Origin of the sequence: Halomonas sp. YLB-10, assembly GCF_003856855.1 — a bacterium.
Classification (GTDB): Bacteria; Pseudomonadota; Gammaproteobacteria; order Pseudomonadales; family Halomonadaceae; genus Halomonas; species Halomonas litopenaei.
In genome coordinates this window covers 520,516-544,897 of the sequence record NZ_RRCU01000003.1, presented here as the reverse complement: position 1 = coordinate 544,897, position 24,382 = coordinate 520,516, and the positions used below count along the sequence as shown (strand labels likewise).

Annotated in this window: 19 protein-coding genes and 2 tRNA genes; 11 read left to right on the top strand and 10 right to left on the bottom strand. The window is 62.1% G+C overall.

The genetic code is table 11. From position 1 onward, the window contains the following. Window positions 1-98: 98 nt before the first annotated feature. Window positions 99-1,490 (bottom strand): DUF5924 family protein, encoded by a 1,392-nt coding sequence (locus tag EBB56_RS09890; protein ID WP_124804201.1) that lies wholly within the window; start codon window positions 1,488-1,490, stop codon window positions 99-101. A gap of 232 nt (window positions 1,491-1,722) precedes the next feature. Here EBB56_RS09890 and fadB point away from each other — a divergent pair, with 232 nt between their 5' ends. Next, window positions 1,723-3,882: a fatty acid oxidation complex subunit alpha FadB gene (gene fadB, locus EBB56_RS09885; protein WP_124804199.1), complete on the top strand. Its 2,160-nt coding sequence runs from the start codon at window positions 1,723-1,725 to the stop codon at window positions 3,880-3,882. 23 nt (window positions 3,883-3,905) lie between these two features. Further along, the gene (gene fadA / locus EBB56_RS09880) at window positions 3,906-5,084 is read left to right on the top strand and encodes an acetyl-CoA C-acyltransferase FadA (protein WP_124804197.1); all 1,179 of its coding nucleotides are present in this window, start codon (window positions 3,906-3,908) and stop codon (window positions 5,082-5,084) included. A 97-nt stretch (window positions 5,085-5,181) separates the two neighbouring features. Here fadA and EBB56_RS09875 read toward each other — a convergent pair whose 3' ends face one another. Both EBB56_RS09875 and EBB56_RS09870 read right to left on the bottom strand, forming a co-directional pair. After that, entirely contained in the window at window positions 5,182-5,712 is a 531-nt protein-coding gene (locus EBB56_RS09875) for a hypothetical protein (RefSeq protein WP_124804195.1), read from the bottom strand. A 474-nt stretch (window positions 5,713-6,186) separates the two neighbouring features. Next, entirely contained in the window at window positions 6,187-6,648 is a 462-nt protein-coding gene (locus EBB56_RS09870; protein ID WP_124804193.1) for a flavodoxin family protein, read from the bottom strand. 257 nt (window positions 6,649-6,905) lie between these two features. Here EBB56_RS09870 and EBB56_RS09865 point away from each other — a divergent pair, with 257 nt between their 5' ends. The 3 genes from EBB56_RS09865 (at window position 6,906) to EBB56_RS09855 (ending at window position 8,593) form a co-directional block, all read left to right on the top strand. After that, window positions 6,906-7,385 carry a YbhB/YbcL family Raf kinase inhibitor-like protein gene (locus EBB56_RS09865; RefSeq protein ID WP_124804191.1) on the top strand — a complete coding sequence of 160 codons (480 nt, stop codon included), beginning with the start codon at window positions 6,906-6,908 and terminating at the stop codon, window positions 7,383-7,385. A gap of 75 nt (window positions 7,386-7,460) precedes the next feature. Continuing rightward, window positions 7,461-8,150, top strand: coding sequence for a hypothetical protein (locus EBB56_RS09860; RefSeq protein WP_124804189.1), 690 nt, complete (start codon window positions 7,461-7,463; stop codon window positions 8,148-8,150). A 107-nt stretch (window positions 8,151-8,257) separates the two neighbouring features. Next, window positions 8,258-8,593, top strand: a complete 336-nt coding sequence (locus EBB56_RS09855) for a zinc ribbon domain-containing protein YjdM (protein WP_108133227.1) — start codon at window positions 8,258-8,260, stop codon at window positions 8,591-8,593. Between the two features lie 103 nt (window positions 8,594-8,696). Here EBB56_RS09855 and EBB56_RS09850 read toward each other — a convergent pair whose 3' ends face one another. From EBB56_RS09850 to EBB56_RS09840, 3 genes are all read right to left on the bottom strand, one after another. Beyond that, window positions 8,697-10,181 carry a YfcC family protein gene (locus EBB56_RS09850; protein WP_124804187.1) on the bottom strand — a complete coding sequence of 495 codons (1,485 nt, stop codon included), beginning with the start codon at window positions 10,179-10,181 and terminating at the stop codon, window positions 8,697-8,699. 461 nt (window positions 10,182-10,642) lie between these two features. After that, window positions 10,643-12,403 carry a ShlB/FhaC/HecB family hemolysin secretion/activation protein gene (locus tag EBB56_RS09845; RefSeq protein ID WP_124804185.1) on the bottom strand — a complete coding sequence of 587 codons (1,761 nt, stop codon included), beginning with the start codon at window positions 12,401-12,403 and terminating at the stop codon, window positions 10,643-10,645. A 153-nt stretch (window positions 12,404-12,556) separates the two neighbouring features. Then, a complete protein-coding gene (locus EBB56_RS09840) occupies window positions 12,557-14,869 on the bottom strand; it encodes a collagen-like triple helix repeat-containing protein (protein ID WP_124804183.1) in 2,313 nt (770 codons plus the stop codon). Window positions 14,870-15,160: 291 nt separating this feature from the next. Between EBB56_RS09840 and EBB56_RS21885 the strand changes: the two genes are divergently transcribed. Further along, window positions 15,161-15,784, top strand: coding sequence for a hypothetical protein (locus EBB56_RS21885; RefSeq protein ID WP_185696411.1), 624 nt, complete (start codon window positions 15,161-15,163; stop codon window positions 15,782-15,784). Between the two features lie 703 nt (window positions 15,785-16,487). Here the strand turns inward: EBB56_RS21885 and EBB56_RS09830 are convergent. Next, window positions 16,488-17,078, bottom strand: a complete 591-nt coding sequence (locus tag EBB56_RS09830) for a helix-turn-helix domain-containing protein (protein WP_162816469.1) — start codon at window positions 17,076-17,078, stop codon at window positions 16,488-16,490. A 103-nt stretch (window positions 17,079-17,181) separates the two neighbouring features. Continuing rightward, window positions 17,182-17,934, bottom strand: a complete 753-nt coding sequence (locus tag EBB56_RS09825) for an SDR family NAD(P)-dependent oxidoreductase (protein ID WP_124804181.1) — start codon at window positions 17,932-17,934, stop codon at window positions 17,182-17,184. A 166-nt stretch (window positions 17,935-18,100) separates the two neighbouring features. Here EBB56_RS09825 and gltX point away from each other — a divergent pair, with 166 nt between their 5' ends. The 3 genes from gltX to EBB56_RS09810 all read left to right on the top strand — a co-directional run bounded on the left by gltX (window position 18,101) and on the right by EBB56_RS09810 (window position 20,274). Then, entirely contained in the window at window positions 18,101-19,588 is a 1,488-nt protein-coding gene (gene gltX, locus EBB56_RS09820; protein WP_124804179.1) for a glutamate--tRNA ligase, read from the top strand. A gap of 517 nt (window positions 19,589-20,105) precedes the next feature. Next, window positions 20,106-20,181 (top strand) — tRNA-Ala (locus EBB56_RS09815). 17 nt (window positions 20,182-20,198) lie between these two features. After that, a tRNA-Glu gene (locus EBB56_RS09810) sits at window positions 20,199-20,274 on the top strand. Between the two features lie 511 nt (window positions 20,275-20,785). Here the strand turns inward: EBB56_RS09810 and EBB56_RS09805 are convergent. Both EBB56_RS09805 and gltA read right to left on the bottom strand, forming a co-directional pair. Further along, the gene (locus EBB56_RS09805; protein WP_124804177.1) at window positions 20,786-21,682 is read right to left on the bottom strand and encodes an NAD(P)-dependent oxidoreductase; all 897 of its coding nucleotides are present in this window, start codon (window positions 21,680-21,682) and stop codon (window positions 20,786-20,788) included. 215 nt (window positions 21,683-21,897) lie between these two features. Continuing rightward, complete coding sequence (gene gltA, locus EBB56_RS09800) at window positions 21,898-23,184, bottom strand: citrate synthase (protein ID WP_045992953.1); 1,287 nt, start codon at window positions 23,182-23,184, stop codon at window positions 21,898-21,900. Between the two features lie 477 nt (window positions 23,185-23,661). Here gltA and sdhC point away from each other — a divergent pair, with 477 nt between their 5' ends. Then, a complete protein-coding gene (sdhC, locus tag EBB56_RS09795) occupies window positions 23,662-24,039 on the top strand; it encodes a succinate dehydrogenase, cytochrome b556 subunit (RefSeq protein ID WP_045992952.1) in 378 nt (125 codons plus the stop codon). Beyond that, window positions 24,033-24,380 (top strand): succinate dehydrogenase, hydrophobic membrane anchor protein, encoded by a 348-nt coding sequence (gene sdhD / locus EBB56_RS09790; protein ID WP_045992951.1) that lies wholly within the window; start codon window positions 24,033-24,035, stop codon window positions 24,378-24,380. The genes sdhC and sdhD overlap by 7 nt, the downstream gene beginning before the upstream one ends. Window positions 24,381-24,382 lie beyond the last annotated feature (2 nt).

Genomic DNA, 24,382 nt, shown 5'->3' with positions numbered 1-24,382 from the left:
GCGGTAATGCAAGCCAACTCCCTCCTTTGCTTCGAAACTGCGCCTATTCTTCACCCTTCGGGGGTACAGCCGCTCCCTGGCTGTCGCTTGTTCGCGACTCACGACTCACGCCCTGTCTCACCGTTGTCGTGTTCCCCTTCATCGTCTGCTTGCGACGCTTGCTCCTCCTTGCCCTCGCGATCACCTTTCTGTTCAGCCGGCTGCTCGCCTGCCGAATCGCTCTCCCTCGTCTCGCCGCTTTGTCCCGTGTCATCTTTCGGCTCACCCGCATCCTCTTCAGCAGGGGCTGGCTCCTCGTGATTCGGCGGCTCTTGCTGGCGTGCCTTGTCGGATGCCATGTCCGGTGTCTCCTGCTGTCCCTCGGGACGGGCGGTCAACCAGCGCAGCCTGAGGCCGGGAATGCCCGCCTGGGTATCGATGCTGGCGTCGGCGGTGGTCGCCGCCCCAGGGTCTTCGGCAACCTCGAAGCGCAGTACGCCGATACGTTGGCCGCCGGCGGTCATCACATCGATGCGCCAGCTGCCGCTGCTGGCCTCGGGGAAGTTCTGCTTGCGGGTCCAGGCGCGATAGCCCTCGGCGCGTCCGCCGTAGATATTCAGCGCGATGCGGTCGACGAGTTCTCCCTCGTGGCGCCACTCGTGTACCACCTCTTCCTTCAAGCCGCGTGGCGCATGGATTGCGGTGTAGGCATAGAGCCCTCGGGACGACAGCGCCTCCGGTGTCAGCGCCATGGAGCCCTGCGGCGTGCGTGCGGCCTCGTCGAAGGCCGGCGACAGGGCGCTGCCGGACAACCACAGGGTCGCCGGCGGCACCCACACCCGGCCCAGCCAGGCGACCCCGGCCAATAGCGGTAGCAGCGCGAACATCGCCAGCCAGCGGGCGGGACTCATGGGGCGCAGCAGATGCAACAGACTCGGCAGGCTGAATACCACCATGGCCACGGCGGCCGCCAGCATGCTCTGACCGGTACTCAGGTGCAGTACCAGCGGCAGGGTCACCAGCACCACCAGGAACACGCACTGGGCGTGGAACACAAAGTAGAGCCAGCGCTTGCGTTCGGCCAGTCGGTAGTAGAGCGGATCAACGATGGACAGCACCGCCATGCCAAGCATGAACAGGGTGAACAGCGCCTGACCGCTGCTCCACACCGTGGTGGCGACCAGAAAGGGCAAGGCGAAGAACAGCGTCTCCTGGTGGATCATCTGGGCGATGAAGGTGGTGACGCCACGGGGCAGGGCAGGATAGCCGCGGCGCACCATCAGACGTCCGATCAGACTCTCCGACAGCAGCAGGGTCCAGGCCAGCAACATGCCCCCGGCCAGCAGCACGCCGAGCCACTGCTGGCGCTCGACCAGAAAGAAGCTGGCGACGCCGGCAGCAAAGGCCAGCGGTGGCCACAGCCAGTGCCAGGGCCGCAGACGCGCTACCCAGGTCTCGATGAATCGCTGCGTCGCGTTGAGGGTGGTGCGCTGAGGGGGCGAGGAGGGCATGGCGTGGTCCGCGGCGGCTGGGAGGAGCATGCTATCAGTATGCTTAAACGCTGGCGAAGCGCCGCTGCATGCTTCAACGCCTCGCAAGCCCTCTAAGGTATTGGTAGGGGTTGACGGAAGTGAATCTTTGCACCAAGCTGGCGAAATCAAACGGGCGTATGAATGTCGCCTGGCCCTTCGATTGTCGGGCCCTTTCCGGATGACACGGCATGACTTCAGTGGAGATGCGTGGATGATCTATCAAGGCAATGCCATTTCGGTGGCTCGCAATGGCGACGATATCGCCACTCTGACCTTCGACTTGAAGGATGAATCGGTCAACAAGCTCTCTGGCGCGGTGATCAAGGAGCTGGGCGAAGCGCTGGACGCGGTACGCGGCGAGAGCGGCGTCAAGGGCCTGATGCTGAAAAGTGCCAAGGACGCCTTCATCGTCGGTGCCGACATCACCGAGTTTCACGCCATGTTCGGCAAGGACGAGGCGGAGATCCAGGGTATGCTCGAGCAGGTCCACGGCATCTTCAATGGCCTCGAGGACCTGCCCTTCCCGACGGTCAGCGCGATCAACGGTCTGGCCCTCGGTGGCGGCTGTGAGGTGGTGCTGTCCACCGACTTCCGCGTGATGACGCCTGACGCCAAGATCGGCCTGCCCGAGACCAAGCTCGGTATCGTCCCCGGCTGGGGCGGCTGCGTGCGTCTGCCCAGGGTGATCGGCGCCGACAACGCCATCGAGTGGATCGCCGGCGGCACCGAGAACCGTGCCGACGCCTGCCTCAAGGTCGGCGCCGTGGATGCGGTGGTGCCCGCCGATGACCTCGAGGCAGCGGCGCTCGACATGCTGGCGCGAGCCAACGCCGGCGAACTCGACTTCAAGGCCCGGCGCGAGGAAAAGAACAGCGCGCTGAACCTCAATCCGGTCGAGCAGATGATGGTGTTCGAGACCTCCAAGGGATATGTCGCCGGCAAGGCCGGGCCGCACTATCCGGCGCCGGTGGAAGCGATCAAGGTGATCCAGAAGGGCGCCGGTGAAGGTCGTGCGCGGGCCCAGGCGATCGAAGCCAAGGCCTTCTGCAAGATGGCCAAGACCGACGTCTGCTACAACCTGGTCGGGCTGTTCCTCAACGACCAGGTGGTCAAGAAGAAGGGCGGCAAGTACGCCAGCAAGGCGCAACCGGTGCGCCAGGCGGCGGTGCTCGGTGCCGGCATCATGGGCGGCGGAATCGCCTACCAGAGCGCCTCCAAGGGCACCCCGATCCTGATGAAGGATATCAAGGAAGACGCCATCGAGCTGGGCCTCAAGGAGGCGCGCAAGCTGTTCGGCAAGCAGGCCTCCCGCGGCAAGCTGTCCGTCGAAGGCGTGGCCGAGAAGCTCGCCAACATTCGTCCGACGCTGTCCTACGGTGATTTCGACAATGTCGACCTGGTGGTCGAGGCGGTGGTCGAGAACCCCAAGGTCAAGGGTGCGGTGCTCAGCGAGGTCGAGCAGCAGGTAGGCGATAACACCATCCTGGCGTCCAACACCTCGACCATCTCGATCACCCGGCTGGCCGAGAACCTGAAGCGTCCCGAGAACTTCTGCGGCATGCACTTCTTCAACCCGGTGCACCGCATGCCGCTGGTCGAGGTCATCCGTGGCGAGAAGACCAGCGACGCAGCCGTGGCCGCCACCGTGGCCTACGCCAAGGCCATGGGCAAGACGCCGATCGTGGTCAACGACTGCCCGGGCTTCCTGGTCAATCGCGTGCTGTTCCCCTATTTCGGTGGTTTCAGCCTGCTGGTCGAGAAGGGTGCCGACTACCAGCGCGTCGACAAGGTGATGGAGAAGTTCGGCTGGCCGATGGGCCCGGCCTATCTGCTCGACGTGGTCGGCATGGATACCGCGGTGCACGCCAATGCGGTGATGGCCGAGGGCTTCCCCGACCGCATGGCGCGTGACGCCAAGACCGCCATTCAGGTGATGTTCGACAACGATCGCCTGGGGCAGAAGAACGCCAAGGGCTTCTACGCCTACGAAGAGGATCGCAAGGGCAAGCCCAGGAAGGTCAGCGACGAGGCCGCCATCGAGCTGGTCAAGCAGGTGGTCAGCGAGAACCGAGAGTTCTCCGACGAAGAGATCATCGCGCGGATGATGGTGCCGCTGTGCATGGAGACCGTGCGCTGTCTCGAAGATGACATCGTCGGCACCCCGGCCGAGGCCGACATGGCGCTGATCTACGGCATCGGCTTCCCTCCCTTCCGAGGTGGTGCACTGCGCTATATCGATGCCATGGGCGTGGCCGAATTCGTCGCCCTGGCCGACAGCCTGGCCGAGGAGCTCGGGCCGCTTTATGCGCCCACCGATGGCCTGCGTGAGATGGCCAACAGTGGCAAGACCTTCTACGCCGACGCCAAGTGACCCCACCAGACAGGAGAAGACAGATGAGCTTGAACCCGAGAGATGTGGTGGTGGTCGATGGTGCCCGTACCGCCATGGCCAAGGCCAAGAACGGTGGCTTCCGCCACGTGCGTGCCGAGAACCTGTCGGCGGCGGTGATGAATGCGCTGCTCGAGCGCAACGCCGCCGTTGATCCCGGCGAGGTGGATGACGTCATCTGGGGCTGCGTCAACCAGACCCTGGAGCAGGGCTTCAACGTCGCACGCAACGCCCAGATCATGACCGCCATGCCGCGCAGCGTGCCGGCCCAGACGGTCAACCGCCTGTGTGGCTCGTCGATGAGCGCACTGCACATCGCCACCGCCAACATCAAGGCCGGCATGGGTGACGTCTACCTGGTCGGTGGCGTCGAGCATATGGAGCACATCCCGCTGACCCACGGCATCGACGTCAACCCCAGCGCCAGCAAGCACGCCGCCAAGGCAGCGATGATGATGGGCATGACCGCCGAATTGCTGGGCAAGCTGCACAGCATCTCCCGCGAGCAGCAGGACAGCTTCGGCGTACGCTCCCATCAGCGTGCCTACGAGGCCCAGCAGAGCGGCGCCTTTGACCGCGAGATCATCGGTGTGGAAGGCCATGACGCCGACGGCCGCCGGATTCTGGTCAAGCGTGACGAGGTGATTCGTCCCGAGGCCAGCCTGGACAGCATGGCGGGCCTCAAGCCGGTGTTCGATCCGCGTGGCGGTACCGTCACCGCCGGCACCTCCTCGGCACTGTCGGTGGGCTCAAGTGGCATGCTGGTGATGAGCTACGAACGCGCCCAGGCCCTTGGTCTTTCGCCGATTGCTCGGGTGCTTTCCACCGGAGTGTCCGGCTGCGACGCCTCGATCATGGGCTATGGCCCGGTACCGGCGTCCCAGAAGGCGCTCAAGGCGGCGGGACTGAGCATCGATGACATCGACACGGTGGAGCTCAACGAAGCCTTTGCCGCCCAGGCGTTGCCGGTACTCAAGGACCTGGGGCTGCTCGACGTGATGGACGAGAAGGTCAACCTGCACGGCGGCGCCATCGCCCTGGGTCACCCGCTGGGCTGCTCCGGCACCCGTATCAGCAACAGCCTGCTGAACGTGATGCGGCGCCAGGACACCCGCCTGGGTCTCGCCACCATGTGTATCGGCATGGGGCAGGGCGTGGCGACCGTGTTCGAACGCCTCGACTGAACTCTTGCCGCCTTCGGGCGGAGCAGAGCGGAAAACGCCGGCACTGTCTGACAGTGCCGGCGTTGTTGCGAGAGTGCAGTGTACACGCGCAAGTCATTCAACCGCTTGATGCTGCCGTGGCCATCATCTGATCGTGGCAGATGCGCACCATGGCGCCTCCTCGTCCCAGTGGCACGATCTGACCGACGTTGTCCGGCGGGTTCTGCTGGTCCGATGGTTCGACCACTTCCTCGAGTTCCACCCTGTAGCGATGTCCGGCGAGGTGGGTCAACACGAACCGATGACCCTCGGGCATCTCGGCGGAGGCCGGGAGGAGCCGGCGTACACGATCCAAGACCTCCTCTGACAATACCTCATCCTGCTTTTTGACCAACATCCAGCCAAGCTGCGTCACGATCCCCGCGACGGTAGCGATGGGGCCCGGGTAGAGCTGCCAGAACTGGGTGAAGGTGGGGCCGCGGGCGATCGATACGCTGACGTACTCGGGGCCGAACATGATGATGAGAACAGCGATGATCAAGACAATCAGCGACACCGCAATGACTAGATAGCCAAAGACGGTATCACCGGTGTAGGAGGGACCTTCGAATTCGATCGGTAGGTCCTCCAGCGTCTGCTGTGCATCCATGCGCATCTCCTGTGGCTCCGTTGGCCGGAGCCGTTGTACTTCCCTGTAGACCCCGACCTCGCCGTGATTTACCGCATCCCTTGAACGGACGAGTATCGAGTGAGTGACGCACAGTCCGGGCGACATCAGGCATCTTGCCAAAGGCCCATCTGTACGTTGGTGAGAGTGTCTCCAGAGGGACCGTGGCCTGGCAATGCCGAGGCTTTATGCGACCTATCTAATACGCTATTGGCGATTTGATGGTGCATAGTTGTGAGGTCTTGGCGACATCTCCGTTCGCTGCGGCAAGCAAGGGGGCGGCGAGTCGATCGCGACGTCAGGCCTATTCGAACGTCTCCTCCGGCAGAGCATAGCGCCAAGGCGCTGACCAGACGGCGGCTCGGTAGCGGGGCTTCTCGGCTCTGGGTGGTGATACACGCTACCTGAACTAGCGCTGCTTCTGGAGATGGAAGCTTCATGCTTCCCGCCCGCGGATTACACGATCCCCGCATCAAGTCCCGCCGCCAGGGTCATGGCGAGCTCCTCCACCTGGTCGGTGAAGTCATCCTGCCATTCACCCCGCAGCACCAGTGGCGTCTGGACCCATTTCCAGCGCAGACCGGTGACGATGCCTTCCACCGCCCGCTGCGTGCCGGTGCCGTCGTGACCCGCGCGGATGTACAGTACGCAGGGCAACCCCTGGGTGTGTTCCAGCACGGGGTAGTAGCTACGATCGAAGAAGTCCTTGAGGGCACCGCTCATGTAGCCGAGGTTCTCGGTGGTGCCAAGCAGGATGGCGTCGGCTTTCCTGACATCCTCGGGGCCAGCATCAAGCGGCGCCAGTACCTGGACGTCCACGCCGTCGATGTCCGGATGGCGGGCGCCACGCTCGGCCGCTTCCCTTAGTGCCAGGGTGTTGGGCGAGGGTGCATGGGCGACGATCAGCAGACGTTTCATGCGGGGCTCCGGCAAGGCTGGTGCGAGGATGGTGGCTAGAGCGGCGAGCGACGGTTCGGTGCGTCGATCTTCCGGCTGCCCCCTTGAAGCCATGGGGGATCATCATCATGTCAAAGACATGCGGGTTTGACAGCCCGGGGCGACTCGTCAAGGCTGGACATGGCTGCCGCGGTGAAATATCGCCTAGCGGTTGCATGAACATCACGCAGACGCCCTTTGCAGATTGTGAACCATTTCGATCCAGGGAGGATATCACCATGCCCTTTGCGCTTTCTTCGCTAAGAGTGACCAGCACCGCCTTCGACAATGATGGCGCCATCCCCGCACGGCACTCCCAGGAGGCAGAAGATCTGTCTCCGGCGCTGGCCTGGGACGGCCTGCCCGAGGGTACCAAGTCGGTGGCGGTCATCTGTCACGACCCCGACGCGCCGCTGGTCCAGAAGGGATGCTACGGCTTTGTTCACTGGCTGCTCTACAACCTGCCGGCGTCCCTCTCCTCGCTGGAGGAGGCCACCGATGAAGGCACCCGAGGAATCAACGACGCCGGCAACCTCGGTTTCAATGGTCCGATGCCGCCGGAAGGGCATGGCGTGCACCGCTACTACTTCTGGGTACTGGCGCTGGACACCGAGACGAACCTGCCGGAGGGCCTCGGCATGAATGAACTGCTGTCCGAGGTCGAGCCGCACCTGCTCGGCATGAATCGGCTGGTGGGGAGCTATCAGCGCGACGCCTGAGGCGCCTCGGCCACCATCAGAACATGACGTACTGAAGCCCGTTTTTAACGGGCTTCTCGTTCAAGGATGACGCCCATGTACGAATGGATTTCTGCCCACAAGGACGTATTGCAGACGCTGGCCAGCGTAGGCTCCTTCATGATCTGGCTGATCTACGCGCAGCTTCTGTACTTTGGCTTTCGCCGCCAGCGTCGACCCCGGCTGATCATCAATCGCGGCAAGCGAAAGAATCTGGATGCGCTGTGTGTGATCAGCAACATGAGCGCCGAACCCATCTACTTGCAACATATCATGATGACGCTGGAGACCTCGGAAGGGGACTGGACGCTGGATGTCAGTGACCACGAGGCGGATCTTGACGATGATGAAGACCAGCAGGAAGCGGGCCACAACGCCAGTCATTGTACCCACCAGGGTCCGCTGGACAGCGGTGGCTTCGTTCATATCGGTTCGTTCAATGCCTTGAAGGAACGTATCACCACCATCGCCGACATCGACGAGTCACGGGATGGGCTGGTATTCAAGGCCGTCTGTGTACGGGTGATCGGCACCTACTGTTCGGAGAACCTGCCGATCGGTGCCGAGCGGCGTTTCGTGTTTCACCAGAGCGAGGATTCCTGCACCCTGGTGCCCGAAACCTGGGACACTCTGCAGTTCAGTACACGCCGTCAGCGGCGGGCCCTGAAGGCCGATATCAAGCGCATTCACGAGCGCCAGGCCCAAGGCGAGGGCGAAAAGGCGGAAAAGGAAGATAGGGAGGAATAGGGAGCAATAGGAAGACAGCGCCTGACAAGGCTCTCCTTCCATTGGACGACTGGCAATCCGGCGGGGGGCGGAGTACCGTCTTCGCTTTTCCCACCTGCGAGAGTGTCATGAGCGACCTGCCCCCCTGTCCCGCCTGTGAGTCCCCATACGGCTACGAGGATGGCCATTCCCTGGTCTGTCCCGAGTGCGGCCACGAATGGTCGTTGAACGCCGAGCCCGATGAGAGCGGTGACCAGGTGCGGGACGCCCACGGCAATGTGCTGAGCGACGGCGACAGCGTCACCGTGATCAAGGATCTGAAGGTCAAGGGCTCTTCTTCGGTGGTCAAGGTCGGCACCAAGGTGAAGAACATCCGCCTGGTCGATGGTGACCATGACATCGACTGCAAGATCGATGGCATCGGCGCCATGAAGCTCAAGTCGATGTACGTCAAGAAGGCCTGAATGCGGCCCTTGAGGCGTCATGCAAGGGCAAACGCCAGCGCTTGGAAAGCGCTGGCGTTTTTTTATGCTCGACTTGCGTTGGTTGCCCTGACGCGACCTGTGCTCAGGTGAGGCTGGCGCCCACGAACAATGTCACGGTGGTGACTCCCAGGGTCATCAGGATATAAGGCAGCGCCCACTTGACGAAGCGCTCGTAGGGTATCTTGGCAAGCGCCAGTCCGGCGACCAGATGGGCGGCGGTGGGAGCGAACATGTTGATCCAGCCGCTGGCGGACTGGAAGGCGGTGACCACCAGTTCGCGATCCACGCCCGAGAAGTCGGCCAGTGGCGCCATCAGCGGCATGGACACCGTGGCCAGCCCTGAAGTCGATGGGATGAAGAAGCTCAGCACGATGTGGACCACGTAGGCCACCACCACGAACAGGCCCGAGGACAGGCCGGCTACCGCGCCTTCGGCCCAATTGAGGATGGTGTCGATGATCACGCCGTTGTCCATCACCACATAGATGCCGCGTGCCACGGCCACCACCAGGGCCACGCCGATCAGGTCCTTGGCACCATCGAGGAAGGTCTCGATGAAGTCGGATTCGGACTGTCGATTGATCAGGGCGATCAGGATGGCAGCGCTCAGGAACAGGGTGGAGAGTTCATCGAACCACCACCACAGGGTCGGAAAAGCCGTGATGCCCATGTCTTCCCAGGGCACGACGCCGTAGACCATGATCCCGAAGGTCATGAAAAACACCGTCATGGTCAGCTTGTGGCGCAGGGTAAACGCCTGGGTCGAGGCGGCCTCCTTGGCCTGAGGGTCGGCTGTCAGCTGCAGGTCCGCCAGCACCGAGCGCTGCGGGTCGCGCTTGATCCGCGCGGCGTAGCGCATCACGAACCAGATAGCCAGTGACACCAGGATCACGAACTGCACCAGCCTGAGCGTGATACCGGCGCCGATCGGCAGGCCGGCGAAGCCCGAGGCGATGCCGGTGGCGAAGGGGTTGACGGTGGAGGCCAGCACTCCGGTGCCGGAGCCGAGCAGGATGATGCCTGCGGCCACCATGCGGTCGTAGCCGGCGGCGGTGATCACCGGCAGGATGATGGCCCAGAAGGCGACCGTTTCCTCGGCCATGCCGTAGGTGGACCCGCCGAGGGCAAACAGCACCATCAGTACGGGAATCAGGTACTGCTCGCGCCCGCCAAAGCGCTCGACCACCGCGCCGATCCCGGCATCCAGGGCGCCCGAGCGCATCGTCACCGCCAGAAAGCCGCCGATGACCAGCACGAACAGGGCAACGTCCACGGCCTTGTGGAATCCCTGGATCGGGGCCACCAGCACATCCAAAGGCCCTTGGGGGGAGCTTTCCAGCACCTGGTAGGTGCCGGGAATCGGCAACAGGCGGCCGTCACCCTGATAGTCGAGCACGTCGCTGGCAGCAATGACCTGATCGCTGCCTTCCACATGGTAGTCGTACTTGCCGGCGGGCATGACCCAGGTCAGCACCGCCACTAGCGCGGTGATCACAAAGAGCAGGGTATAGACCGTGGGCATGCGCAGGCCGGAGCGCCGTTTGGAGGAGGTCGCTTGCGTTTCCATCTCGGTTTCCTCGTTTCAGAAGGTCATGGTGTAGGCTCTTTTGTTGTCGGTGTGATCAGGGACAGACGGCCCTTGTGTGACCGCCTGTCTTCGAGTCTACGGGCCTCGACAGTCTGTCGGGACTTGGGTCGGCACAATGCTTGATCCGCTGCAAGGACGGCGACGATGCGGCGAGATGAGAGATAAATTTGCTGGCCTGGCTCAAGAAATGAGGCGACGCCAATGTTTCACCACACGCGGTCTCGCTGCACGACGAGACACGCGCAGGGTTGTCGTGTGCAGGGCAATAGGAAGTGGCGCTGGGGGCGGCTGACAGGGCGGCTGAAAGGGCGGCTGAAAGGGCGGCCGGGAGGCCGACTGAGCGAGCGGCCGGCCCTGCCGCAAATGAGGGCCTTGGGTCAGGTGATATGGCCAGGGGCCCGGTGTGGCGGCCCCTGGCGAGTTCATCCATAGCCCAGAGATCAGCCTTCGAAGTTCCAGGTCAGGCGGGCGTTGATGCGACCCTCGCGGCTATCGGTCTCGAGGTCACGATCGCCGATGGGCTCAGCGTATTCCAGGGTGAGGCCGTACAGACGTCCTTTGCCCAGGCTGACGCCGGCCGCCGCCGAAGCCAGGTGGCTATCCGCGTCGCGCTCCTGAAACTCGGTGCGGGCGCCATCCAGCACCAGGTAGGGCTCGACGCGCGAAAGCCAGGCGCTATTCACAGGCTGCAGATAGCGTAGTTCCAGCGCCCCGGCGAAACCGTAGTCGCCCTCCGCCTGGCCGGCGTCATAGCCGCGCCCGAAGCGTTGGCCACCGTAGTTGCCGCGCTCGGGTTCCGGCAGCGCATCGTCGGAGTAGAAACCGTTGGCGCTGGCGGTAAGGCGCCAGTGATCGCCATACAGGCGTCTGTACTGGGCGTCCAGCTGCCAGCGGGTGAAGTGCAGATCTCCGTTGTCGGCAAGCGGTGTACCGTTGAGCCGACGCTGCTGCTCGTTGGCCCCCAGATCCATGCCCTGGCGCAGGGCCAGCGAGGCCAGCCAGAACTGCCGTCCACGCTGGGTGCGATAGTTCAGGTCCAGATCGGCGGCCGAATACTCGGACTCCTCGACCAGTTGGTTGAGGGTCTGTTCCTCGAAGCTGAGTGATGTGGTCTTGGTCTCGTCGTGATGACGCAAGGCACCGCCCAGGGTCAGGCTCGAGGAGCGTGACAGCAGCAAGGGGTAGGACAGCCCCAGGCGATAGCGTCTACGGTCGGTATCCTGATCCTGGCGCAGATCGAAGCGCTGTCCGTCGAGCAGGTAGATCAGATTCTCCTCGTCCTCACCGTCATAGCTGTCGGCGGAGGCGGTCAGGGTCAGGCCGTCGTTGCCGATATCGGTACGATAGTCCAACGCGTAGAGCTCGTTGTCGTTGTCGATGGGCCACAGCCAGGAGAAGCCCAGGCTGTCGCCCCAGGTAGTCAGGCTCTGGGTCGAGACCCGGTTGATGAAGACGGCGTCCTGCTCATCGCCGCCGCTGAGGTTGCCCGAATAGTCAAAATGATCGATACGACGTTCTTCGACACGCAGGGTAGTGGCACCGCTGGGTGTGCGCGGCACCGGTGCCTTCAGGGTCAGGCTGGCACCGGGAATTCGCTCGATCAGCCCGCTGACACGCTCAAAGGTGCTGCGCGTCAGAGGGCGTTCTTCCAGCAATGGCTGGACCAGTTTCTCCACTCGGCCCGCCACGGGGTCATCGTCCACCACGATCTCGGTACGGGCGATATGCCCCTCCACCAGTACGATGCGCACGTTGCCGTCACGAAAGTTGTTGGTTGGCAGGTAGGCGAAGGACAGCGGATAGCCGCCGTCCTGGTAGGCGTCGGTGATCGCCTGGACTTCGGCCTCGATGGCCTCTCGGCTCACACTCTGCCCGATCATGGCCTGAAGTCCCTGACTTAATTCGGCCAGATCCAGCACGCTGTCGCCGATGAAGCGCACGTGACGCACGGTGACGCGGGCAGGGATGCCGGCGCTGGCGTCGCTGGGCAGGTCAACCTCGGTTTCCACGCTGCGCTGTTGTGGCGCCAGCCGGCGATTTTCGATGATGTCGTCGACGGTCTCCAGCGTCTGCTGGGCCTGGAGGGGGGACACGGCCAGCAGGCTGCCGGCGGCCATCACTAGTGGAAGGGGACTGTATCGCGAACGTGGCGGGGTAGGCGGCTTGGTGTAGGGCGTTGGTTGCGGCGTAGTGCTTGGCATAGGCTTCCTTGTCGATCCCTGGTAGAGGCCCCTCAAGGGGTCTCGAATATTGTTATGAACAGCGTCTGGACTGGTGTTGGGTATGACCTCAAGAAAAGGCCCGATACCCGCGGGGGTATCGGGCCTGCGTCTGGCATGGCTGGTCAGGCGAGATCAGTTTCTGCCCAGCAGTCCTCCCAGAACGTTGCTGACCAGGCCGTCATTGCTGCTGGCGTCGTTACTGCTGCCGTCCTGGCTGCTTCCCATGTCACCGGTAAGCTTCTCGGTCACGCCACCGACGGCGTCCAGGGTGCCGCCGACCAGGCCACCGCCGCTGTCGCTGTCGCCACCGCCGAGGGTGCTGGTCAGGGTGTCGGAGACGCCGGAGACCAGGCCGCCGCCACTGTCGCCACCGCCGAGGGTGCTGGTCAGGGTATCGGAGACGCCAGAGACCAGGCCGCCGCCACTGTCGCCACCGAGGGTGTCGCCAAGCCCTGCGGTCAAGCCGCTGCCGCCGCCCAGCGTATCGTTGAGTCCGGCGATGAGGTTGCTGTCACCACCAAGCTGGTCGCCAAGCCCTGCCTCGAGTCCGCCCCCGAGGCCGCCTTGCTGGCTTCCTCCGAGATCCGAGAGCAGAGCCCCTTGGCCCAGCAGCCCGGCAGATTCCAGTTGACTGAGTCCCTGACCATCGAGGCGTGAAAGCAGTCGAGCCTCATCACCGCCCAGCAGTCTGCCGGTGTTGGCGGCGATGCCTCCGACACCGCTGACAGCACCACCCACGCCAGCGGCGAGGTCATTGCCCTGACCCAGGCGGCCACCCAGTCCATCTACCGCTACGCCGGCCTGGATCAGCACGTTGCCTACCTCGGGGCCGACCACCAGGGCCTGGCTGAGCTGGGTAACGCCGCTATCCGTCTGGATGACAACGGGGCGCAATACCGCCGACACTTCGCGGGTCAGGCCACCAAGGTGCGAGCCATCGTCGTTGAAGTTCAGGGTCAGCACGTTACCGGCCTGGGTCACGCCGCCACCAAGGGCCGCGACGCTGCTGCCGAGCTGGGTGATGGCGCCGCTGCGGTTGTCGAGCTGCATGACCAGGGGGAGCTGGTTCAGGTTGCCGACGGTGGCGCCGAGGCTGGATACCACCTCTCCGGTTTCGGAGACCGCTACACCGCCGCCGGCCAAGGTGGTTCCCACAGCGTTGGGGTTATTCGAGAAGTTGCCCAGACCATTGTCGAGTCCGTTGCTGAGCCCGGATACGGCTTGGCCGCCATTGCTGATGACATTGCCCAGCCCGTCGGTGACGAACTCTCCACGTCCTCCCAGACTTTGTTGCGAAATGCCATCGCCCAGGGCGGTGACCGCGTCTCCAGCACCGGCGCCGGTCTGTCCTGCGCTGGCGACGGTGCGCTCCAGGTCGGTGCGGCCGTCTTCAGGCGCGCTGGTATCGCCATCGAGCAGTCCGCCGAGGCCGCCGCCTGAGCCATTGTCGCCTTCACCCCCGCCGAGCAGCTCGCCGGTCGCGATGACGATATTACCGCTGCCGGTCACGCTATCGCCGGCGCCGCCAAGCAGAGAGTAGCGTTCACCGATACGCTGACCGAGGTCGGCCAGGGTGCCACCGGTGCGTAGCAGCAGGTTGCCGGCCTGGGCCGGCAACACCAGCGCTTGACCGACGCGTGTGACCTTGCCGTCGGTGCCCAGCAGCACAGGACGAAGGGCAACACCAAGCTTGGTAGTGGTGGCCCCGAGCACCTCGCTGGAATCCTCGAAATTAACGCTGAGTGCGTCGCCTGCGCGCTCCACCTTGCCGCCGAGCCCATTGACGGTGGTACCGAGCTTGGTCACCAGTCCTGTTCGGGCGTCGAGTTCCATCACTACGGGCAGTTCGCCCAGGCCGGCAACGGTGTCTCCTGTCGCCGAAACTGCCTGTCCAAGCTCGCCGACACCGTTGGTCACGCCTGCGGCGGTGGTGCCCAGATAGTTGTCATTGGTACTGAGGCTGCCGACACCATCGCGTATGCCGCTCGAGATGTCGCCGACCGCATCGCCCGTTTCGGAGACGATCGTACCTGCAGGTTCGGTGACGCTGGCCAATTGAGGGACGGCGCTCTGCTGGGAGATGCCGTTCCCGATGTCAGTAAGCGTGGTGTCTACACCGTCGCTGGTATCGGCGGTCGCCAGGAAGACACCTTCCAGCGATGAGCGGGCAATGCCATCGCCGCCATCACCACCGTCGGATCCATCACCACCGGAGCCATCACCACCGGAGCCATCACCACCGGAGCCATCGCCACCGGAGCCGCCATCGCCACCTGAGCCGCCATCGCCACCGGCGCCACCGGAGCCATCGTCGCCACCGCTGGTAATCGGGTCCTGGCTGTTACTGGCCAGGGTGCGAGAGTTGCTGGAATCACCAGAGCAGGCGGTCAGGGTCGCCATCGCGCTGGCGAGAGCAATAACGAGCAGTTTTCGTTGCAAAGTCATCGGTTTATACCTCACCTAGTCCGGATGTAATGGTTGTCTTGGTGGAAAGGCAATGAAGCCTGTATGGGCTTTCTAAAACTCTTGTCGTTGAATATTTAGCGTAGATGCATCTTTACGCATAATTCCTTTTTATTAGCTTTTTATGGGTTTTAATTGGTGTTTAAGTGTTATCAAACGTAATGAAAGGTGTTATGAAGTGATTGTGCTGAAGATTGTTTTGAAAAGGGCGGGGCGCTCGGGCGTACACTGAACTAGCACCGTGCTAGGCTCATGTAGCAGCAAGGAGAGGTGATGATGAGCCCTTGGCGTTTTGTAGTAATGTTGGTCGCAGGAGCCATGGTTGCCGGGGTACTGGCGGCCTGTGATGGAGATTCAACAGTGAGTCAGCCTTCGGAGACGAGCGGTGAGCGAGACATCGCGTCCGGTCCTGTCGAAAGGGTGACGTCCCGAGTTGATGAACCTGAACCTGAACCGATGACGGTAGCGGCGCTGGACGAGCCGGTGACGGTTTCGCTGGATATCCGGCTGGCGTCGGATCGGCGAATGCATGTGGCGGCCACGACCAACTTGCCGGAAGGCACTAAAGTCCAGCTTCGGGTGGTGCGCGAGGCCAGCAATGTGCGTTGGCAGTCACGCACCGAGGTGCGTGAGGGCAGTGTGGCAGCCGGGCCCTACGGTCCCGGTAGCGGGTTGCCCGATGGCTACTATCGTATCGAACTGGTCACCGCGCCTGCTGACGTGCAGCCCGCCGAGGTCAAGGAGCGGATCGGGCCGAGCGGCGAGCACCTTGATGGGCCGCTGGTTGCCACGTCGGAGCATGGACTGGGCAAGATCATCAAGGCTAGCCAGCGGTTTCTGGTAGGACAGGAAGTGCGACGAACGCTGGACGATGTCGAAGTGCAGCAAAGCCCCTGAATCAACCCTTGAAAGCAGCCCTTGATAAGTGTCCCTAAGACGCGAACGCAGCAGGAAGTTGTTACAGGCCGCCCGTGGAAGTCGCTTTTGGAAATCGTTTTTGGAAATCGTTCCGGAAACGTGTTCTTGAGAAGTGTTCCTGGCAAAGTTCTTGCGAAAAGTTGTTGAGAAGATGTATCTGAAAAGGCTTTGAGAAGTGTTCTCGGAAAACATGCTCGAGAAAAGTTCTTGGGAAGAGTTCTCGGGGCAACGTTCTTGAGAAGAGTTCTTGGGAAGGGTTCTCGGGGCAACGTTCTTGAGAAGAGTTCTTGGAAAAGACTGAGAACAGTTCTGGAGAAGTGTTCCAGAAAAGCGTCCTGGAAGATGGCTGGAAGCGGACGTCATGTGTCGAACACGCCTGGACGCCATCGCCGACTTATAAGTAAGAGGGATAAACGGCGCCAGGGGTAAGAAGCTCAAGAGATAAGAAACGCAAGTGATAAGAAGCGCAGGGGATAAGAAGGGCAAGGCACAGAGAGCGGTGGCGACAAGACAGCCGGGCAGGGCTGAGGCGGCAAGGGACAGTAAGGCCGGATTGACCGACCTGACCCGTCGGGCTCGCTCCCGGGGGTTGGGCGCCTGGTTGGATGATCTGGGTAGGCGAGAGATGAAACGTCAGGCCCGGCCGACTGCTTTTGGTTTCATCTCTGCTTTTCGTCTCACCTCAGGTCGCTGACTCGCTACGCCATAGCGCTACCACCTTGGCCTTGAGGCGCATGCCGCTGTGATAAGGCATGGTGGTGGTCTGGCCCTGGCGCTGAAAGGTCAGTTGCCCGTTGTTGTCCTGTGCGACTCGGCGCAGGTACAGGGTGTCTTCCTCCGCCACAAGATAGAGTCCCGGCTGCCGGAATATCTCGGTCGGAGCCACGGCGGCCAGATCCAGCGGTCCCAGAAAATCGAAGTGCTCATCCGGCGCTGGCGTCACCAGGTGGCAGTCACCGTCCCAACGCTGCTCCGGGATCAGCTCCAGTGGCAGATCGATCCCCTTGTGGGCGACTTCCTGCCAGGGCAGCGGCAGGGTCGATCTCAGGTAGAGGGGAGATGGTCGGCTCGGTTCTCCTTCCAGCAGGTGTGCCAGGGGGCAGTTAAGGGCCTGTGACAGCGCCACCAGGCGTTCATGCCCGATCTGCTTGATGGTGCCGGACTCCCAGTAGGAAATGGTGACGTCAGAGACCCCGACCTGGCGAGCCAGCGCCGCCTTGTTCAAGCCGGCTGCCAACCTCAAAGATTTGATGCGCGGACCCAGCGCGTCCATGGAACCTTCCTGTCGACACATAAAGAGAATTTAGAATACTCATTCATAAGCACCTCTTGTGCAATATCAGGCGTCAACGATATTCGACGGTTCCTATGCCGCACTACCAGGTGATCGGCTCGTTGGCCCAGTCGAAGAAGCCGCCGCTGTCGTCGGGGCCACGCTGCTGCACCATGGTCATCAGTCGGTCGGCGACAAAGTCGGCGGTGAACAGCTTGTGCTCAGGGACTCGGGCCTGAAAGGGGCGTGACAGCAAGCTGTCGGTGGTACCCGGGTGGAAGCTCAGCACGCAGGACCGGGGATTCAATCGCTTGAGTTCGATGGCAGCGGTTTTCATCAGCATGTTGTGGGCGGCCTTGCTGGCGCGGTAGGCGTACCAGCCGCCCAGGCCGTTATCGCCGATCGAGCCGACCCGTGCCGATAGGCTGACCACGGTGGTGGGATGGGAGCCCTTGAGGTGGGGAAGCAGCGTCTGGAGCATCAAGCCCGGCGTGGCGGCGTTGACCTGAAAAAGGGTCGTCAGGGCGGCTTCGTCGAGGTCCTCCAGGCGTTTCTCGGGCTGAATGTTGCTTGCTTCGTCGTGCAGCAGGCCAATGGCGTTGACCACAAGGTGAAGAGGAACGGCTTGGCCAGCAGGGCCGTGAAGGGCTCGACCCAGGTCAGCGCGGCCCTGTGCAGTGGTGACATCGCCTTGGATCGCTTCCAGGCGAGAAGAGGAGGCCTGAAAGGAGGTTCGGCTGACGACGGTCGCCTGCCCCAGCCGTGGGTCGGCGAGCAGTCGATCGACGACGGCGCGACCTATGCCTCCATTGCCGCCGATGACGAGGGCGCGATAGCCGTCGGGAAGTCTGTCCATGTCGCTCTCCTGGCCTGGGTGGGGTGGCAACCTGTTCGAGTCCCGCACGGGGTGACGATTTCAGAGTTTCGCGAATCCCGCCGGGTCCTGCGCAATTGCTTCGTCGGTGCGTATAATGCGCCCACGCCGCCAGCTTGGCTTCAACGACTTCAGGATGCAGGACGTTATGACTGTTCGCACGCGTATCGCCCCGTCGCCCACCGGGGACCCCCACGTAGGAACCGCCTACATTGCCTTGTTCAACCTGTGCTTTGCTCGACAGCATGGGGGAGAGTTCATCCTTCGCATCGAGGACACCGATCGTGTTCGTTCCACCGCCGAGTCGGAGCAGATGATCCTCGATTCGTTGCGCTGGTTGGGGCTCGAATGGGACGAAGGACCCGATGTAGGCGGCCCGCATGGTCCCTATCGTCAGAGCGAGCGAGGAGACATCTATGCCGAGCACGCCCAGCGATTGATCGATGCCGGCCATGCCTTCAAGTGTTACCGCACCAGCGAGGAGCTCGACGAGCTGCGTGAGGCGCGCAAGGCCCAGGGGCTGCACCTGGCGCTGAAGCCGGCCGATCTGGCGCTTGATCCCGATGAACAGGCCCGTCGCGAGCAAGAGGGCATGCCCTATGTGGTGCGCATGCAGGTGCCGGAAAGCGGCCCCTGCGTCGTTCAGGACATGCTGCGTGGCGCCATCGAGGTGGACTGGGCCCAGGTGGATGCGCAGATCCTGCTCAAGTCCGACGGCATGCCGACCTATCACCTGGCCAATGTGGTGGATGATCACCTGATGGGGATCACCCACGTGCTGCGTGGCGAGGAGTGGATCAATTCGGCGCCCAAGCACCAGTTGCTGTATGAGTACTTTGGCTGGGACATGCCTGAGCTGTGCCATATGCCGCTGCTGCGCAATCCCGACAAGTCCAAGCTGTCCAAGCGCAAGAACCCTACCTCGATCAACTATTATCGGCGTATGGGATTCCTGCCCCAGGCGGTAACCAACTATCTCGGACGTATGGGCTGGTCCATGCCGGACGAACGAGAGAAGTTCTCCCTCGCCGAGATGATGGAAAACTTCGACATTCAGCGGGTATCGCTGGGTGGCCCGGTGTTCGATCTCGAGAAGCTGACCTGGCTCAACGGTGTCTACCTGCGCGAGGACCTGGACGACCGCGCCTTTCTCCAGGCCTTGATGACCTGGGCGTTCAATGAAGACTATGTGGCGCAGATCCTGCCCCAGGTGCGCACCCGGGTCGATACCTTGTCCGACGTGGCGCCTCTGGCGGGGCACTTCTTCTCCGGGTTGCCCGCCATCAGTGAAGCGAGCTTCGACGGGATCAACCTGGAGCGTGAAGATCTCGTCAAGCTGCTGCAGTTACTGGTCTGGCGGCTCGAAGGTGTGTCCAGCTGGAACAAGGACGCGCTGCTGGCCGAGATCAAGCTGTTGGGCAGCCACTTCGATCTGAAGATGAAGGTACTGCTGGCACCGGTCTTTATCGCCATCACCGGCTCGTCATCGAGCACCTCGGTGATGGACGCCATGGCGATTCTTGGCTCCGACATGACCCGCGCCCGCCTGCGTCACGCCATCGGCGTGCTGGGTGGCGTCTCCAAGAAGCAGGCCAAGCGCTTCGAGAAGGAATATCGCGAGCTGCCGGCTGAATAGTGACAAGTGATGGCGGTGGGGGAGAGGCGTTATTGCGAGCCCCCCATCGCCATGGCGCTTGATACGTTCAGCTCCCCCGCGCCCGCCTGCGTCACGCCATCGGCGTGCTGGGTGGCGTCTCCAGGAGGCAGGCCAAGCGCTTCGAGAAGGCGCGCCGCGAGCTTTCCGGAGAAAAAGCGCGAGTTGCCGGCGGAATAGTGACAAGTGATGGCGGTGGGGGAGAGGCTTTATCGCGAGCCCCCATCGCCATGGCGCTTGTTGCGTTCAGCTCCCCCGCGCCCGCCTGCGTCACGCCATTGGCGTGCTGGGTGGCGTCTCCAAGAAGCAGGCCAAGCGCTTCGAGAAGGAATATCGCGAGTTGCCGGCGGAATAGTGACAAGTGATGGCGGTGGGGGAGGCTTGATTGGCTCGATTGCCATGAGGTCTTCGCAATGGCCGGGACACCGAAAAATTTTGGCGCTTCCGGGGTTGACCAAATCTTATGATATCCGTAAGATACGTCTCGTCTTCACGAGATGGGGCCTTAGCTCAGCTGGGAGAGCGCGACACTGGCAGTGTCGAGGTCAGCGGTTCGATCCCGCTAGGCTCCACCAATCTCGTTTCAGGCTGCGTCCCATTCGTCTAGTGGTCCAGGACACCGCCCTTTCACGGCGGGAACAGGGGTTCGAACCCCCTATGGGACGCCACTTCCTGTGCGTAGCGTCTGCTCCGCATGGATTCATGCTTTCGCATGAATCGTTGTGAACTCCGTGGTCTCTCCTCTTGTTATCACCATTCGCTTTGTGAGCTCTTCGTGATTTGCACGAAGCCTCAGTTTGCTTGTGGATGGTTTGCAAAAACTGTCTTGTACGGCTTGACAGAACCTTCCTCTTGTCCACCAGTGACGCATTTTTCCCCCGGTCAGCCTCTGCTACGGGGATAACGCCCGTGGTTACGCGATTTATATTTTTTCCTTTCAAAATCAATGTGTTGCGACAGGTTAAAAATTAACCAATCTAAGTCCAAAGCCCAGTTCATGGCGATTCGAGGGCGGTTTCGATAGGTTGTGAACAGGGTTATCCACAGAAAGTGTGGAAAACGCTGGGCGGGGTGTAAGGGGCTTGAGAAGAGAGGGGGATGTTGGCCCATGAGCGCATGCCGGCGCCGCGGGAAGGTCGGGCCAGCAGGAGGGCGCTGGCCCGGCAGGTATGGAAAATGTCAGTCCTTGCTGTCAGACCTTTCGCGCAGGCGTCGCAGCAATGAGGACGTGTCCCAGCGCCCACCCCCCATTGCCTGCACGTCGGCGTAGAACTGGTCCACCAGGGCGGTCACCGGCAGGCGAGCCTCCAGCTGACGCGCCTGGTTCAGACAGATATCCAGATCCTTGCGCATCCAGTTGACGGCGAAGCCATGCTCGTATTCGTCACGGATCATGGTCGCGTGACGGTTCTCCATCTGCCACGATCCGGCGGCTCCCTGGCTGATGACCTCGACCACCCGCTCCTGGTCGAGACCCGCTTGCTCGGCGAAATGAAGGCCTTCAGCGAGGCCCTGGACAAGGCCCGCGATGCAGATCTGGTTGACCATCTTGGTCAGCTGTCCAGCGCCGACGCCGCCCATCAAGGTCACGGCTCTGCCATAGTGCTCGAGTACCGGCCTTGCCCTGGAGAAGTGTTCCTCCTGGCCGCCGCACATGATGGTCAGGGCGCCGTTCTCTGCTCCTTGCTGGCCGCCAGAGACCGGCGCATCGATGAAGCCCACATCCTGCTTCTGGCAGGCCTGGTCGAGCTCCTCGGCGAGGCTCGAGGAGGCGGTGGTATGGTCCACCAGGATGGCGCCCTGGGAGAGCGTCGACAGTACCCCGTCGGGCCCGGTGGTGACCTCGCGAACGTCGTCGTCATTGCCCACGCACACCAGTACCAGATCGGCGCCGCTGGCGGCCTCGGCGGGTGTCGCATGATGGCTGCCGTCGAAGCGCTCGCACCACTGTTCGGCCTTGCTTTGGGTGCGATTGTAGACCCGTACCGTCAGTCCGGCTTCGGCGAGATGGCCTGCCATGGGGTAGCCCATGACCCCAAGGCCGATAAAGGCGACGGTGGAGATGTCTCGACTCATGAAAGCGCTCCTTTGTTGTTTCGCTAGAGGGGGTCAGCATAGCGCCGGTAGGCGTGTCCGTTCATCCGTTGGGCAAAAAAGTTGAACAAAAAAAGGGCCGCCCCGGAGGGCGGCCCTTTTCATGGCAATGCGACGCGGGATGTTGCGTCTTCTGGCGTGACGGCGATTGCCTTGCCTGGGGCAGCGGGCGTCACGCGAATTACCTGGTCGGCGAATTACTTGGACGGGTAGTCGCGTTTGGGATGCCCGGTGTAGAGCTGGCGCGGACGACCGATCTTGTAGCTTTCGCTGATCATCTCGTTCCAGTGCGAGATCCAGCCGATGGTACGGGATACCGCGAAGATGACCGTGAACATGTTGGTCGGGATGCCCATCGCCTTGAGGATGATGCCGGAATAGAAGTCGACGTTCGGATAGAGCTTGCGCTCGACGAAGTACTCGTCTTCCAGGGCGATCTGCTCCAGGCGCTTGGCGATCTTGAGTTGCGGATCGTCGGCCTTGCCCAGTTCTTCCAGGACCTCGTCGCAGGTCTCTTTCATGACCTTGGCGCGCGGGTCGAAGTTGCGATAGACGCGGTGACCGAAGCCCATCAGCTTGAACGGGTCATCCTTGTCCTTGGCCTTGTCGATGAAGCGCTGGATGTTCTCTTCGGAGTCGTCGCCGATCTCGTCGAGCATGTTGAGCACTGCTTCGTTGGCGCCACCGTGGGCTGGACCCCACAGGGCCGCGATGCCGGCGCTGATGCAGGCAAACGGGTTGGCGCCGGTGGAGCCTGCCAGGCGCACCGTGGAGGTGGAGGCGTTCTGCTCGTGGTCCGCGTGCAGCATGAAGATGCGGTCCATGGCCTTGGCGTAGACCGGATTGATCTCGTAGGGCTCGCACGGATTGCTGAACATCATGTAGAGGAAGTTCTCTGCATAGTTCAGGTCGTTGCGCGGGTAGTTGAAAGGCTGGCCGATGTTGTACTTGTAGGACATGGCCGCGATGGTCGGCATCTTGGCGATCAGGCGAATGGCGCTGATCTCGCGGTCCTTGGCCTGGGTGATGTCCAGGTGGTCATGATAGAACGCCGCCAGGCCGCCAATCACGCCGCACATGATCGACATGGGGTGGGCGTCGCGACGGAACCCCTTGAAGAAGTTGGCGATCTGCTCGTGGACCATGGTGTGGTTGCGCACCCGGTGCTCGAAGTCCTTGTACTGCTCTTCGTCCGGCAGTTCACCGAACAGCAGGGTGTAGCAGAGTTCGACGAAGTTGGAATGCTTGGCCAGCTGCTCGATCGGGTAGCCGCGATGCAGCAGCACGCCGTTGGCGCCATCGATGTAGGTGATGCCGGATTCGCAGGAAGAGGTGGCCAGGAAGCCGGGGTCGAAGGTAAAGAGGCCTTCCGCTCCGAGTCCGCGCACGTCAACGACGTCGGGGCCGAGGGTGCCTGAATGGACGGGAAGTTCGACAGGTTTCTCCAGACCATCCACCGTCAGGGTCGCTTTTCTCTCAGCCATGTCAGGCCTCCTTCGTGTTCGATATGGAGCGATACGTTGTCATTTCTCACTAACGTGCCGACGAATAGGGGGTCGCCCGGCAAAAAAGGTTCGCCCACTATAGAAGCGTTCAGGATATTGTCAATTCTCCCATTGAACGCTTGCTGTTGTACTATGCTCATTTAGCAGTATAGGTGTTGTATAGGTTATGGTGCTTTGCACCATAGGCTGTCCTTTTGCGGTGCAGCAACTTGACGAAGTCGCATTTTTATGCAGCTTTGCCGCATTTTCCGACGAAGCGTTCGCCAAATTGCATGGTCATGCCATTTGTCATGGTGGGGGCATGTCCCTATAATTCAGGCCGCGACTGGCAGGAACAGGAGGTCGTGTCCAACTTGTCGCAGGTTGGGTCACGACAGCGCCCTTCCCAAAACCACCGCCCGCTCGGGCCTCTGGCCCGTATGTCGTAGAGTGGGCCAAGAGAGTGTGTAGAGAGCCGTGAATAGCAAACGACCCGTAAATCTGGATCTATCCACGATCCACTTCCCCCTTCCCGCCTTGACGTCGATTACCCACCGGGTCACTGGCGTCATTCTCTTCGTCGGTCTGATCTTCGGCTTCTGGGCGTTGGACGCCTCGTTGTCCTCGCCGGCCGGTTTCGATGCCGTACGCGATGCGCTGGCGCACAACTTCTTCGCCAAGCTGGTGGCCTGGGGACTGTTGTCCGCTCTGGCCTTCCACTTCGTCGCCGGCTGCAAGCACTTCATTATGGACGCCAACATCGGCGTGTCATTGGAAGGTGCGGTGAAAAAGGCGCAGATCACCATCGTGGCGAGCGTTGTCCTGATCATTCTGGCGGGAGTCTGGGTATGGTAACCAACATCACGAGCTTCAGCCGCAGCGGCCTGTCCGACTGGATCATCCAGCGGGCCAGTGCGGTTGTCATGGCGCTCTACACGGTCTTTCTGGTGGTCTATCTGCTGGCTCATCCGCAGCTCGACTATGCCACCTGGAGCGGTCTGTTCGAGCAGACCTGGATGCGAATCTTCTCGTTGCTGGCCTTCGTCTCGCTGGCCGCCCATGCCTGGGTGGGCCTGTGGACCGTGACCACCGACTACATCAAGCCGACCGCCATTCGTGTCGGCACCCAGTCCGTCATCATCATTGCCATCTTCGTGTTCCTGGTCTGGGGCATCCAAGTGCTGTGGGGAGCCTGATA

Excerpts from the sequence above, each read along its gene's own strand:
- EBB56_RS09890 (WP_124804201.1), bottom strand. The coding sequence starts at position 1,490 with ATGCCCTCCTCGCCCCCTCAGCGCACCACCCTCAACGCGACGCAGCGA.
- fadB (WP_124804199.1), top strand. The coding sequence starts at position 1,723 with ATGATCTATCAAGGCAATGCCATTTCGGTGGCTCGCAATGGCGACGAT.
- fadA (WP_124804197.1), top strand. The coding sequence starts at position 3,906 with ATGAGCTTGAACCCGAGAGATGTGGTGGTGGTCGATGGTGCCCGTACC.
- EBB56_RS09875 (WP_124804195.1), bottom strand. The coding sequence starts at position 5,712 with ATGGATGCACAGCAGACGCTGGAGGACCTACCGATCGAATTCGAAGGT.
- EBB56_RS09870 (WP_124804193.1), bottom strand. The coding sequence starts at position 6,648 with ATGAAACGTCTGCTGATCGTCGCCCATGCACCCTCGCCCAACACCCTG.
- EBB56_RS09865 (WP_124804191.1), top strand. The coding sequence starts at position 6,906 with ATGCCCTTTGCGCTTTCTTCGCTAAGAGTGACCAGCACCGCCTTCGAC.
- EBB56_RS09860 (WP_124804189.1), top strand. The coding sequence starts at position 7,461 with ATGTACGAATGGATTTCTGCCCACAAGGACGTATTGCAGACGCTGGCC.
- EBB56_RS09855 (WP_108133227.1), top strand. The coding sequence starts at position 8,258 with ATGAGCGACCTGCCCCCCTGTCCCGCCTGTGAGTCCCCATACGGCTAC.
- EBB56_RS09850 (WP_124804187.1), bottom strand. The coding sequence starts at position 10,181 with ATGGAAACGCAAGCGACCTCCTCCAAACGGCGCTCCGGCCTGCGCATG.
- EBB56_RS09845 (WP_124804185.1), bottom strand. The coding sequence starts at position 12,403 with ATGCCAAGCACTACGCCGCAACCAACGCCCTACACCAAGCCGCCTACC.
- EBB56_RS09840 (WP_124804183.1), bottom strand. The coding sequence starts at position 14,869 with ATGACTTTGCAACGAAAACTGCTCGTTATTGCTCTCGCCAGCGCGATG.
- EBB56_RS21885 (WP_185696411.1), top strand. The coding sequence starts at position 15,161 with ATGATGAGCCCTTGGCGTTTTGTAGTAATGTTGGTCGCAGGAGCCATG.
- EBB56_RS09830 (WP_162816469.1), bottom strand. The coding sequence starts at position 17,078 with ATGGACGCGCTGGGTCCGCGCATCAAATCTTTGAGGTTGGCAGCCGGC.
- EBB56_RS09825 (WP_124804181.1), bottom strand. The coding sequence starts at position 17,934 with ATGGACAGACTTCCCGACGGCTATCGCGCCCTCGTCATCGGCGGCAAT.
- gltX (WP_124804179.1), top strand. The coding sequence starts at position 18,101 with ATGACTGTTCGCACGCGTATCGCCCCGTCGCCCACCGGGGACCCCCAC.
- EBB56_RS09805 (WP_124804177.1), bottom strand. The coding sequence starts at position 21,682 with ATGAGTCGAGACATCTCCACCGTCGCCTTTATCGGCCTTGGGGTCATG.
- gltA (WP_045992953.1), bottom strand. The coding sequence starts at position 23,184 with ATGGCTGAGAGAAAAGCGACCCTGACGGTGGATGGTCTGGAGAAACCT.
- sdhD (WP_045992951.1), top strand. The coding sequence starts at position 24,033 with ATGGTAACCAACATCACGAGCTTCAGCCGCAGCGGCCTGTCCGACTGG.